General features: G+C 30.1%; 13 protein-coding genes. 5 read left to right on the top strand and 8 right to left on the bottom strand.

The window, feature by feature from the left end; genetic code table 11:
* Nucleotides 1-513: 513 nt before the first annotated feature.
* From AQ1689_RS00270 to AQ1689_RS00280, 3 genes are read right to left on the bottom strand one after another with little or no spacing between them, the layout of a single operon-like run.
* Nucleotides 514-1,191 carry a response regulator gene (locus AQ1689_RS00270; protein ID WP_101915614.1) on the bottom strand — a complete coding sequence of 226 codons (678 nt, stop codon included), beginning with the start codon at nt 1,189-1,191 and terminating at the stop codon, nt 514-516.
* On the bottom strand, nt 1,160-3,133 hold the full coding sequence (locus AQ1689_RS00275) for a tetratricopeptide repeat-containing sensor histidine kinase (RefSeq protein ID WP_101954820.1): 1,974 nt from the start codon (nt 3,131-3,133) through the stop codon (nt 1,160-1,162). Before AQ1689_RS00275 ends, AQ1689_RS00270 begins: the two co-directional genes overlap by 32 nt.
* Nucleotides 3,134-3,171: 38 nt before the next feature.
* The gene (locus AQ1689_RS00280; protein WP_101915616.1) at nt 3,172-3,699 is read right to left on the bottom strand and encodes an RNA methyltransferase; all 528 of its coding nucleotides are present in this window, start codon (nt 3,697-3,699) and stop codon (nt 3,172-3,174) included.
* A 64-nt stretch (nt 3,700-3,763) separates the two neighbouring features.
* Between AQ1689_RS00280 and mutS the strand changes: the two genes are divergently transcribed.
* The 5 genes from mutS to AQ1689_RS00305 all read left to right on the top strand — a co-directional run bounded on the left by mutS (nt 3,764) and on the right by AQ1689_RS00305 (nt 9,324).
* The gene (mutS, locus tag AQ1689_RS00285) at nt 3,764-6,373 is read left to right on the top strand and encodes a DNA mismatch repair protein MutS (RefSeq protein ID WP_101954821.1); all 2,610 of its coding nucleotides are present in this window, start codon (nt 3,764-3,766) and stop codon (nt 6,371-6,373) included.
* 89 nt (nt 6,374-6,462) lie between these two features.
* The gene (locus tag AQ1689_RS00290) at nt 6,463-7,788 is read left to right on the top strand and encodes an MATE family efflux transporter (RefSeq protein WP_101954822.1); all 1,326 of its coding nucleotides are present in this window, start codon (nt 6,463-6,465) and stop codon (nt 7,786-7,788) included.
* A gap of 32 nt (nt 7,789-7,820) precedes the next feature.
* Nucleotides 7,821-8,588 carry an enoyl-CoA hydratase/isomerase family protein gene (locus AQ1689_RS00295; RefSeq protein ID WP_101954823.1) on the top strand — a complete coding sequence of 256 codons (768 nt, stop codon included), beginning with the start codon at nt 7,821-7,823 and terminating at the stop codon, nt 8,586-8,588.
* Nucleotides 8,589-8,591: 3 nt separating this feature from the next.
* Nucleotides 8,592-8,765, top strand: coding sequence for a hypothetical protein (locus tag AQ1689_RS00300; RefSeq protein WP_180947505.1), 174 nt, complete (start codon nt 8,592-8,594; stop codon nt 8,763-8,765).
* Nucleotides 8,766-8,871: 106 nt separating this feature from the next.
* Nucleotides 8,872-9,324 carry a 6-pyruvoyl trahydropterin synthase family protein gene (locus tag AQ1689_RS00305; protein WP_101954824.1) on the top strand — a complete coding sequence of 151 codons (453 nt, stop codon included), beginning with the start codon at nt 8,872-8,874 and terminating at the stop codon, nt 9,322-9,324.
* 70 nt (nt 9,325-9,394) lie between these two features.
* Here AQ1689_RS00305 and AQ1689_RS00310 read toward each other — a convergent pair whose 3' ends face one another.
* From AQ1689_RS00310 to AQ1689_RS00330, 5 genes are all read right to left on the bottom strand, one after another.
* Nucleotides 9,395-10,150 carry an LVIVD repeat-containing protein gene (locus AQ1689_RS00310; RefSeq protein ID WP_145993709.1) on the bottom strand — a complete coding sequence of 252 codons (756 nt, stop codon included), beginning with the start codon at nt 10,148-10,150 and terminating at the stop codon, nt 9,395-9,397.
* Between the two features lie 5 nt (nt 10,151-10,155).
* On the bottom strand, nt 10,156-10,647 hold the full coding sequence (locus AQ1689_RS00315) for a hypothetical protein (RefSeq protein WP_101954826.1): 492 nt from the start codon (nt 10,645-10,647) through the stop codon (nt 10,156-10,158).
* A gap of 116 nt (nt 10,648-10,763) precedes the next feature.
* Nucleotides 10,764-11,330, bottom strand: a complete 567-nt coding sequence (gene pth / locus AQ1689_RS00320; protein ID WP_101915623.1) for an aminoacyl-tRNA hydrolase — start codon at nt 11,328-11,330, stop codon at nt 10,764-10,766.
* Nucleotides 11,331-11,433: 103 nt separating this feature from the next.
* The gene (locus AQ1689_RS00325) at nt 11,434-12,018 is read right to left on the bottom strand and encodes a 50S ribosomal protein L25/general stress protein Ctc (protein ID WP_101915624.1); all 585 of its coding nucleotides are present in this window, start codon (nt 12,016-12,018) and stop codon (nt 11,434-11,436) included.
* Between the two features lie 26 nt (nt 12,019-12,044).
* Nucleotides 12,045-12,986, bottom strand: a complete 942-nt coding sequence (locus AQ1689_RS00330; protein ID WP_101954827.1) for a ribose-phosphate pyrophosphokinase — start codon at nt 12,984-12,986, stop codon at nt 12,045-12,047.
* Nucleotides 12,987-13,040 lie beyond the last annotated feature (54 nt).

A 13,040-nucleotide genomic window follows, 5' to 3' on the forward strand; every position in this document is an offset into this window, starting at 1 on the left:
ATACATCTTTTTTGTTTTGAGAACCACAAAAGAAACATTTTAATAGAATTTCAGAAACCTTTTTCTTTTTATTTTACAAATTTAAACAGGCTCTAAGAAGTCTCATTTTTTTTATAATAAATAGTATTGTTATTCACAAAAAAACCTCTCAGAGTAAACTGAAAGGTTTTTTAGCTTTTTTCTTTTTCAAAATATTTCCCCAAATAATATTGAATTCTGCTGCAAATATACAAGCACTTTATCAACTTAAAAAAGGGATTACCGCAATAAAAAATGTAGATTACCGCAATATTCTAATCTAGAATACCTAAAACCTATCGTTTTATCTTTTTATATCGTAAACAGTAATATTATTCACAAAAAAACCTCTCAGAGTAAACTGAAAGGTTTTTTAACTTTTTTCTTTTCAAAATATTTCCCCAAATAATATTGAATTCTGGTGCAAATATACAAGCACTTTATTAACTTAAAAAAGGGTTTACCGCAATAAAAAATGCAAATTACCGCAATATTCTAATCTAGAATACCTAATTCTTTTGCTTTTAACACTAAATCAGTATTATTATGAGCTTGTAAATCTCCTCGAAGTTTTGCTAATTTGGCTTCTATAGACCTTGTTTTAACTAAAGATCCATCTGCTTTTTTTATAACACCTTCTAAATTGGTAATTTTAGTATGTTTTGGCAATTCTTTTAATATTTGAATAGCTACCTCATCCATTTGAATTTCAATTAAAGCTCTTTTTGATAGTTTTTGATGTATTTCATGTGTATAATACACCTGATCTTTTAGCATTTTTTTTATAGCAAATGTTAATTCATCGGTAGTACAACTTCCTTTTAAAATATAGGCATTAGGATTTAAATTATGAATAACATTAAAAACCCGATTGGTTTCAAAATGCCCTGTAATAACACCTGTTTTAATAGCTATATTTTCTTTTTGAATGGCTTTTATTAAAGCTTCGCCACCATCTAATATTAGACTTCCTTTTGTATCTTCAAAACTTAAATCAGTAAAAACAATATCAAAAGGCACGCTGTGAATTGCTGTTTTTATTTTAGAAAAAGCATCATCGCAACAATTAGTTGTTTCTATAACTAAATTATCAATGTTTTTTAGGCAGGAGAGTATTCCTTCGAGTATTAATTGATGATCATCAACTAAGAGTATTTTTGTTGGTCCAAGCATTTAGGGGTATTTGAATACTAGTTAAGGTTCCAGTACCTACTTCACTTTTTATATGTAGAGTTCCGTTTAACTCTTCAATACGTTCTTGTAGATTCTGTAAACCAATTCCTTTTTTGTTGATATTGGCATCAAAACCAATGCCATTATCTTTAATTTGTAAAAATACATGATTTTTATGTATTGCAAATGTTATTATTACTTTACTAGCTTTTGCATGTTTTTTACAATTTTGGATAGTTTCCCGTACACTTAAATACAATAATCTGTTAATAGCGTTATTTAATTCTTGCCAATTATGTTCCTTTAAACCTGTAACACTTATTCTAAAATTAATTTCAAAATAATCACTTATCAAATTAATTATTTGATCTTTAAAAGACACTTTATTAAAGCTAATACTACTTAATTGATGCGATAAATTTCGAACATTTTCTTTAACTGCATTTAGTTTTTTAGCCTCTTCTAATAAATTTGATTTTTTTAATTTTTGATGCAATAAACTTAAATCACCCGCAACTTCATCGTGTAATGATTTTGCAATTTGTTGTCGCTCGTCTTCTCGAGCAGTTATTCTTTCTAATTGTGCTTGATATAACAGCTTTCTTTTTCTATAAAAATAAAACAAAACACTACTGATAAATAATAATAAACCAATGGCAGCGGCTAACTTACCAATAGTTTGTTGTTGTTTATGATACACTATTTCTAGTTGTTTACTTTTATTTTCTGTTTTTAAAACCTTATTTTCTGTTTCTTTTTTTTCAGTTTCATACCTAATTTTAGCAAACTGATTTTTTAATCGGCGTTCTTTTTCAAATAAACTGTCATTAAGTTTTATGTATTGTTGTAAATGTTTTTTTGATTTTTGTCCTTTACTAAGCTCTGATAAAAGCTTTAAACATTCTAAAACTATTTTATTATTTCTTACTTTTCTAGCTAATTTTAAACCAATATTTGCATGTTTTTCTGCTAGTATATAGTTTTTGTTTTTTATATATGCCTCTGCTAAAAAAGCGTGAGAAAAACTTTCTGAGTAGCAATTTTTAAGTTTTTTTCTACTTTTTAAAACTATTTTATATCCTTCTATTGCTTTTTTTGTATCGCCTTGCAAAAAATAAATGGACGATAAGTTCCCTAAAAAAGATTGATAATTTTTAGGATATTTTATTTCTAAACTATCTGTATGCAAACCCTCTTCAAATAACGAAACTGCTTTTTCATAATCACCTTGATCTTTATAGGTCATCCCTATATTACTCAAAAGATTTAAATATTTTTTTTCTCTTTTGCGTTTTACCTTATTATACTTAACAATATTTTGAGCTTTGTAATAATAGGTTCGAGCTTCTTCTGGTCTTTTTAAACTCGCTAAAGTGTTTCCTAAGGTTTGATATAAAGAACTTAAAGTTCGATATTTTTTTAAAGGCTCTACATATTTTAACCCCTCAACTGTAGTTATTTCACAACCTAAGAAATCTAGCTCTTTTACCTGAAGAATTGCCATAGACAAAAGCCTTCTACCTATTTCAGCAGAATCTTTTAAAGCGATAGATACATTCTTTGATTTATGATAATAGTAAAAAGCACTGTCTAAATTATTTTTTATTTTATGGTTTAAAGCTGCAAAATGATAGGCCTTTGCCAAAGATAAAGAGTCTTTTTTTAGTTCATAATGTTTTAATAATTTGTTCTTTGAAAACGTTAAGCCCAAGGTATCTTTACTAAAATAGCTTTGTTTACCATAGCTCATGCTTGTTTGCTTTAAAAGCGAGTCTTTTTTTAAATCATCCGAAAGTATCACTGCTCTTTTGAGGTATGATAATTTAGTAACTCCTTTAACCTTTTTAGCATTCTTTAAATAAAAAGAAATAGAATCTTTTTGCTCTTGTGAGCAAACAAAAAACGTAGTCAGTAGTAAGAAAAAAGTAAGAATTTTTTTCATAAAATAAAAGGGGATTTATTTATATTTGAGAAACAAAACTAAGACATTTTCTGAAATAAATCCCAAATTACAATACCTGTTGTAACCGATATATTTAAAGAATGCTTCGTTCCTAATTGCGGGATTTCAATGCAAAAATCAGATGCAGAAACAACTTCTTGTTGTACGCCTTTTACTTCATTTCCCATAACAACCGCATATTTTTGGTTTGGTTCAGGAGTAAATTCATTTAACATTGTACTATTTTCTGCCTGTTCGATGGCTAAAATTTTAATGTTATCTTTTTTCAATTTTTCAACTAAGTCAATCGTATTTTCAACATGCTCCCACGCTACAGATTCGGTTGCTCCTAATGCAGTTTTATGAATTTCTTTATTCGGAGGCGTTGCTGTAATTCCGCACAGATATATTTTTTCAATTAAAAAAGCATCCGAAGTTCTAAAAACAGAACCCACATTATTTAAACTTCTGATGTTGTCTAATATTACAATAATGGGCGTTTTTTCGGTTTCTTTAAACTCGTTCACCGTAATTCTACCTAACTCACTATTTTTTAGTTTTCTCATAAAAAATGTTTACTTTAAAATCGAATATTTATCTTCGCAAAACTAATTTAAAAAATCTAAAAACTTGGCAAAAACAACCGCAAAAAAGGTAACTCCATTGATGCAACAATACAACGGAATTAAGAAAAAATATCCCGATGCAATGTTGCTATTTAGAGTAGGAGATTTTTATGAAACCTTTGGTGATGATGCCGTAAAAGCATCCAGTATTTTAGGAATTGTTTTAACAAAAAGAAGTGCAGGAAGCGCCAGTGAAATTGCGTTGGCAGGTTTTCCGCATCATTCGTTAAATACCTATTTACCTAAATTAGTAAAATCGGGTTTAAGGGTTGCTATTTGCGATCAGTTAGAAGATCCTAAAATGACTAAAAACATCGTAAAAAGAGGAGTTACCGAATTGGTTACACCAGGTGTTGCTTTAAATGATGAAGTTTTACAAGCAAAATCAAATAACTTTTTAGCCGCCGTACATTTTGGTAAAAAATTAATAGGAGTTTCTTTTTTAGATGTTTCTACAGGTGAGTTTTTAATTGCCCAAGGAAACGAAGAATATATTGATAAACTTTTACAAAATTTTTCGCCAAGCGAAGTTTTAGTTGAAAAAAAATACAAACAACAATTTTCAGAACTCTTTACTGATCGATTTCATACCTTTTATTTAGAAGATTGGATTTTTCAAAAGGAATATGGAAATGAATTATTAAGTACGCATTTTAAGGTTAAAAACTTAAAAGGTTTTGGTGTTGAATCTTTAGAACAAGGTATCGTTGCTGCTGGTGCGGCAATGTATTATTTATCAGAAACACAACATAATAAAATTCAACACATACAATCGATCAGCAGAATTGCCGAAGATAATTATGTGTGGATGGATAGGTTTACCGTTAAAAATTTAGAATTATACGGCGGGAACGCTTTAAACTCCGTGTCTTTATTAAATGTTATTGATAAAACAATTTCGCCTATGGGCGGACGTTTATTAAAACGTTGGTTGGCTTTGCCGTTAAAAGATTTGACACAAATACAAGAACGTCATGAATTGGTCGCTTTTTTAATTGATAATGAAGCCTTTTTTGAAACGGTAACCTATCAATTAAAACAAATTTCTGATATCGAGCGCTTAATTTCAAAAGTCGCCACAGGAAAAGTATCGCCAAGAGAAGTTATTTTATTGAAAAACTCCTTAAAAGCTATTCTTCCGATAAAAGCATCCGCAGAAAAAAGCCGCAATAAAACAGTTAAAGAAATAGGAAAAAAATTACACGATTGTGAAATTTTAATTACTAAAATCATCAAAACTATTTTTGAAGATGCACCTGTAAATATCAATAAAGGAAATGCTATTGCAAGTGGTGTTTCTGATGAATTAGATGAACTTCGTAGTATTTCTAATTCAGGAAAAGAATATTTAGAAATGATGTTGGCTCGTGAAACCGAAAGAACGGGAATCACCAGTTTAAAAATCGCTTTCAATAATGTTTTTGGATATTATATTGAAGTTCGAAATACCCATAAAGACAAAGTTCCACAAGAATGGATTCGTAAGCAAACACTTGTAAATGCTGAGCGATATATTACTGAAGAACTGAAAGAATACGAAACTAAAATTTTAGGAGCAGAAGATAAAATTCAGCAAATAGAAGCAGATATTTTTTCAAAATTAGTGCAGTTTATTATTGATTTTGTACAACCTGTTCAGCAAAATGCTCAAAATATTGCTAAAATAGATGTGTTATTATCATTTGCCAAATTGGCGATGGACAACGAATATGTGCGTCCAGAAATGGATAATAGTACCGATATTGATATTAAAAATGGGCGTCATCCTGTAATCGAAAAACAACTTCCAATTGGCGAAGAATATATTGCTAATGATGTTGTTTTAAATCGTGATACGCAACAAATTATTATGATTACCGGACCAAATATGTCGGGTAAATCGGCAATTTTACGCCAAACCGCATTGATTGTTTTATTAGCACAAATGGGAAGTTATATTCCTGCACAAAGTGCTAGAATTGGTATGGTAGATAAAATTTTTACCAGAGTTGGCGCAAGCGATAATATTTCGATGGGAGAATCTACTTTTATGGTAGAAATGAATGAAACAGCATCAATTTTAAATAATATATCGGAACGTAGTTTGGTTTTATTAGATGAAATTGGGCGTGGAACTTCTACCTATGATGGAATTTCAATTGCTTGGGCTATTGCCGAATATTTACACGAACATCCATCAAAAGGAAAAACGTTATTTGCTACGCATTATCATGAATTAAATGAAATGACTAGCACTTTTAAACGTATCAAAAACTTTAATGTATCGGTAAAAGAATTAAAAGATAGTATTATTTTTTTACGAAAATTAGTCGAAGGAGGAAGTAATCACAGTTTTGGAATTCATGTGGCAAAATTAGCAGGAATGCCAAATTTGGTGATTACAAAAGCACAAAAAATTCTAAAACAATTAGAAGCAAACAACGCTCATAAAGAAGTAAAAGAGGTTTTAAAAGATTCGCAAAAAGAAGATATGCAAATGAGTTTCTTTCAATTAGATGATCCTTTATTAGAAGAAGTTCGAGATGAAATTTTAGCTACAAATATTGATACGCTTACGCCTATTGAAGCTTTAATGAAATTGAATGAAATTAAGCGAATGTTACTGAAAAAGTAAACAAAATATTGTTGTTATCTCGATCGGAGTCGAGCGGTTATTCACCATAGGTTTCGACTCCGATCGACCTAACGAACACACTTTTTTAGATGCCACAAGACATCAGTTTTAAAAGAATAAATAAACTGGCTTTTCCAGCTTTAATTGCAGGAGTTGCCGAACCTTTATTATCAACTACCGATTTAGCAATTGTAGGAAATATCAATCATAATGCAACCGAAAGTATTGCCGCTATTGGAATTGTCGGTGCTTTTTTATCGATGCTAATTTGGGTTTTTGGGCAAGCACGTAGCAGTATTTCATCAATTATTTCGCAATATATTGGTGCTGATAAATTATCCGAAGTAAAAAATTTACCTGCTCAAGCTATTGCCATTATTTTAGTAACAAGTTTGGTTATTTTAGGAATTACGTATCCGTTTGCTAAAGAAATATTTCAGTTTTATAATGCTTCTGATGCTATTTTAGATTATTCGATTGAATATTATAAAATACGAGTTTTTGGGTTTCCGTTTACTTTGTTTGTAATCGCTATTTTTGGAACATTTAGAGGTTTACAAAACACCATGTATCCGATGTTAATTGCTATAATTGGTACAGTTGTAAACATTGTATTAGATGTTGTTTTTGTGTACGGAATTGAAGGATATATTCCTGCAATGAACATTTCAGGAGCTGCTTATGCAAGTGTTATTGCACAAATTGTTATGGCGCTTGTTGCGGTGTATTTACTGATAACTAAAACAGAAATATCGTTAAAATTTGAGCTTCCTTTTAACAAGGAAATTCCGAAGTTTATCAATATGATGTTAAACTTATTTGTTAGAACTATTGCTTTAAATCTTGCTTTATATTTTGCCACTTCTTATGCAGTTTCTTATGGAAAAGAATACATTGCAGCCTATACAATCGGTTTTAATATATGGCTAATGGGTGCTTTTATGATTGATGGATATTCATCCGCAGGAAATATTTTATCAGGAAAATTATTAGGAGCAAAAGCATATCCATCATTACTTAAATTAGGAAATAAGTTGCTTCTTTATGGCTTTGTATTTGGTGTTTTTTTAGCAATTATTGGATTTGTTTTTTATGATTTTATAGGAAGAATTTTTACACAAGAACAAGCCGTATTAGAACATTTTTATAATACTTTTTGGATTATTTTAATAATGCAACCTATTTGTGCTATCGCTTTTATTTATGATGGAATGTTTAAAGGAATGGGAGAAATGAAGTATTTACGAAATTTATTATTGATATCAACAGCAGTTATTTTTATACCTGTTTTATTATTTTTTGATTTCTTAGATTATAAATTACATGCCATTTGGATTGCTTTTTATGCGTGGATAATTGCACGTGCAGTTCCTTTAATTCTTAAATTTAGAAATACGTTTTTATCACGTTCTTAAAATGAGTAAATTTGAGAATAAAATAATTGAGAATGACAACAACAAGAGAAAACGGAAGTTTATATACTCATATTGATAAAAAAATTGCAACTATTGAATTTGGACATCCTGCAAGTAATTCTTTTCCAAGTGAATTATTAGCACGTTTGGCTAATGAATTTAATAGCTTATCAAAAAATAATGACGTTGCAATTATCATTTTAAAATCCGAAGGAAATAAAGCTTTTTGTGCAGGTGCTTCTTTTGATGAATTGGTTGCTATTGATACTTTAGAAGCTGGTAAACAGTTTTTCTCAGGGTTTGCGAACGTAATTAATGCGATGCGTTGTTGTTCAAAATTAATTATTGGACGTGTTCAAGGTAAAACCGTTGGCGGTGGAGTTGGTTTAGCAGCTGCTTGCGATTATGTTTTTGCAACAGAAAATGCCGCTATTAAATTATCAGAATTAAGTATCGGAATTGGTCCTTTTGTTATTGCTCCTGCGGTTACTCGAAAAATTAATGTGAGCGGTTTAGCCGAATTAACTTTAGATGCAACAAGTTGGAAAAATGCATACTGGGCAAAAGAAAAAGGATTATACGCCCGTGTTTTTGAATCTATAGAAGATTTAGATAAAGAAATAGGTTTTTTTACAGAAAAATTAGCTGATTACAATCCTGTAGCTTTATCAGAAATGAAAAAAACTTTGTGGATTGGTACAGAACATTGGCAAGAATTATTAATAGAAAATGCTGAAATATCAGGAAAATTAGTCTTATCTGATTTCACTAAAAAAGCATTATCAAAATTTAAAAAATAAAAAATGTTTTTATTTCAAGAGATAAAAAATATTCAAAATAAAACAGCAGGGCAGGAAATTGCAAGATGGATACTTGAAAATCAAATAGTGTTTTTACTAGTAGGAGTATTGCTTTCAGTAGGTTTCGTATGGATTTTAACAAAAGTTGCAAAACAAATTCGTACTTTCGGCAAATAAAATATTAAATTATGGGTGGAGATTATTTATTTGCCATTTTAGCAGCAGGAGTAGCAATTGTGTATTTTTACAATAAATACAGAGCAAACAAAAAATTTAAGAGATAGTGAATAATATAAGAATTACAAAACAGTTTACTTTTGAAACAGGGCATGCGTTGTATGGTTATGATGGAAAATGTAAAAATGTACACGGTCATAGTTATAAACTTTATGTAACTGTAACAGGGCAGCCAATTAGCGATAGTACAAACGTAAAGTTTGGTATGGTAATCGATTTTGGTGATTTAAAGAAAATTGTCAAAGAAGAAATTGTTGATATTTTTGACCACGCAACCGTTTTTAATCAAAATACGCCTCATATTGAATTAGCCAAAGAGTTAAAAGACAGAGGACATCATGTTATTTTGGTTGATTATCAGCCAACAAGCGAAATGATGGCGATTGATTTTGCTAAAAAAATTAAAGACAGACTTCCTGAAAATATTAAGCTTCACGCAATAAAATTACAAGAAACCGACAGCAGTTTTGCTGAATGGTTTGCCAGTGATAATCAATAGTGAGCATTAACAAAATTTAGATTGAAATATAAAAAAAGCCCTAAGATTTTAAATTTTAGGGCTTTTTTTATTAAAAATTAAAAGTACTTATTTTAGTAAATTTTGAAATATTCGTGGCATCTAATTGATATTGATCAATACTGTTTTCAGAAATAATAAACGCATGATTATTTCTGATGATAATATCCGTGGCATTTTTTGTAGGGATTTCAGTAATATATTTTGAATCTTTTGGGTTTGATATATCAAAAATTTTAACCGTGTTATCACAAACTAATAAGTAATTATCGGCATATAAACTTAATCCTTTAGGCTGTGTTAAATTTCTATTGTTTAATAATATTGGGTTTTTAATATCGGTAATGTCATAGGTTTTTAATTCATTTACCGTTCCCTGACAATTACTGTTCGTATGCAAAGTAACATAAGCATTTGTACCGTTGGCAACCACAGGATCGCAAGCTGTAAAATGATTCGATTGGGCTAATTTTTTAGGCAATTCTTTGTTGGTAATATCATAAATAAACATCGCATTTTGTGAGCCGATGAATAAATAATTATCAAAACTAAATAAGGTTTCAATATTAAAGCCAACATCAATAGTATTTACTTTTACAGGATTTTTAGTATCAGCAATATTAAAAACAGTTAGTTTAAAAAAATCAACGGTGTATAAATAAGCATCTTTTAAAATAAAAGTAGCTAAAGAACCACCCATTCCGTCAGCAGATTGATTGCTTGAAACATCGTTATTACTCGAATCTTGACTGCAAGAAATACTAAGCGTCAAAATAGCTATAATTAGTAGTGTATATATCTTTTTCATCGCCTTTATTTTTTTATCCAATTAACAATAATTTCTTCCTTTTTAACCGATTCATAAAAACCATCTGGTGATTCTAATCTGGGAAAAACATTTTCTAATCGTTTATCAATATTCAACTTAAAGGTCTTCAAATCGATGCTTAACGATACTAAATCGGTTGCCTGGTTGATAAAAAAAGTATTGTTTCTAATAGCAATATCGGTAGCGCCTGGTATTTTTAAGAATTTCTTTTTGATGGGATTTTTAGGGTCGGAATTATCAAAAACATGAAAGCCTTTTCTTTTATCATTTATAAAAATATAATTGTCAAAAATATAAATTTTAGACGATTCGCTCATTACTTCTGCATCTTGAAAAGCAATAGAAGTGTTTAAATCGGCTCTTTTTATGGTAACAGGTTCGTAAGACGATTTAAAACTATCATATCCTGGATCAGTACATCCAATATCAAAACAACTGGAAAAGATAAAAAAAGAGAATAGTATTAGAATTTTCATAATCAAGTATTTAAGATTCAAAAATAATACTATTTCTCAAAAAACAATTATTTATTTATAATAATTATAAATAATTTTCATCAAAAAATAAGCTTAGAAAATAATATATTCTTAATTTATTTGCCGTTAAATTCGTTCATGGTATTTGCCATTCCTGCGGTAATAAAAGAAGTAACAGCGTTTACAGAAGTTGGAATACGTTCAATTAATTCGCTTATTTCGTCTTTACTCCATGTTCCTAAAACATAATCTACCTGACGACCTTTGCCATAATCTGCACCAACTCCGAAGCGAAAACGTGGATATGCACCCGTATTAAATTTTGCTTGAATATCTTTTAATCCGTTATGTCCGCCTGAGCTTCCTTTTGGTTTAATGCGAAGTTTACCGAAATCTATATTTAAATCATCGGTAATGACCAATAAATTTTCTACCTGAATATTTTCTTGTTGCATCCAATACATAACCGCTTTACCACTTAAGTTCATGTAGGTACTAGGCTTTAAAACAAGTACTGTTTTTCCTTTAATTTTAAGCTTGGCAATGTCGCCTAATTTTTCAGTTTCAAAACTAGCATTGTGTTCTTTTACAAAAGCATCTACTATTTTAAAACCGATATTATGACGTGTATTATCATATTGTTCACCGATATTTCCTAAGCCTACGATTAAAAATTTTTTCATCAAAATTGTTTCTAAAAAATGTTAACATTAAATTCCAAAAATAGAAAAAGCGCTACAAATAATGTAACGCTTTTTTTATTTATAGTAAAACTATAGCATGTTTTTAAGCTTCTTCTTCTTCTCCTTCTGCTGCTGCTTTGGCTGCATTACGAGACATACGAACTTGTGCAACTACAGTGTTATCTGGGTGTAATAAAGCGTATTTATCATTTCTTAACTCAGTAACATATAATTTACTACCAATAGCTAATTCAGTAATATCAGCTTCAATAAAGTCAGGTAAATTAGCTGGTAAAGCTTTTACTTTTAACTTACGTAAGTTGTGACGTAATGCCCCACCTAACATAATACCTTTTGCAGTACCTACTAATTTTACAGGAATATCCATAGTAAGTTCTTTATCATCAAAAATTTGATAAAAATCTACATGTAAAATAGCTTCTGTTACAGGGTGAAATTGGATATCTTGTAAAATAGCACTGTATTTTGCACCATCTAATTCAATCGTAGCAGTAAATACGTCTGGAGTAAATACTAAAGGCTTGAATAATTTCTCAGTTGCTGAAAAATGAACAAGCTCGTCTCCTCCGTATAATACGCAAGGAACCTTTCCAGCATTACGTAAGTCTTTAGTTGCTCTTTTACCTACGCTTTCTCTTTTTGATCCGTTGATTGTAATTGATTTCATTACTTTATTTTTATTTATTAAATTATTTACATTAAAAATTCATCGCTAATCGATACGTTACTATGTACTTTACGCATCACATCAGCAAATAAAGAGGCGCAATTTACCACTTTTATTTTAGACACACTCTTTTTTAATGGAATTGTATTAGAAACAATCAGTTCTGTTAACTTAGAATTCTGAATTCTTTCGTACGCATCACCAGAAAGAATCGGGTGTGTACAAATTGCACGCACACTTAAAGCGCCTCTTTCCATCATTAAATCGGCAGCTTTGGTAAGTGTTCCTCCTGTATCAATCATATCATCGACAAGAATTACATTTTTACCTTTTACCTCACCAATTAATTCCATGTAAGCAATTACATTGGCTTTTTGACGTTGTTTATAACAAATTACCACATCGCTTTCTAAAAATTTAGAATACGCATAGGCTCTTTTTGATCCACCCATATCAGGTGAAGCAATGGTTAAATTATCTAAGTTTAAACTTTCTACATATGGTAAGAAAATAGTAGAACCAAATAAGTGATCTACTGGCTTTTCAAAAAATCCTTGAATTTGATCAGCATGTAAATCCATGGTCATAATTCTGGTAGCTCCTGCTGATTCTAGTAATTTTGCCACTAATTTAGCACCAATAGCTACACGAGGTTTGTCTTTTCTGTCTTGACGTGCCCATCCAAAATAAGGCATCACTGCGGTAATATGCCTTGCAGAAGCACGTTTAGCCGCATCACACATTAATAGCATTTCCATTAAGTTATCTGCTGATGGAAATGTAGATCCAATTAAAAAGATTCTTCTTCCTCGAATAGATTCTTCAAAGGCTGGTTGAAATTCACCATCACTAAAATGTGTCGTTGTTACATCTCCTAGTGGTATTCCGTATTCTTTAGCAATTTCATTAGCAAGTTCGATACTTTGAGAACAGGCAAAAATTTTCGGACTTAGTTGATCTGTAGGCATTTACAAGGTTTTGTTAAAAGTTAATGTTGTTGTTGCCGCAAAAGTAAAACTATT

This window comes from Tenacibaculum finnmarkense (assembly GCF_900239185.1).
Lineage (GTDB): Bacteria > Bacteroidota > Bacteroidia > Flavobacteriales > Flavobacteriaceae > Polaribacter > Polaribacter finnmarkensis.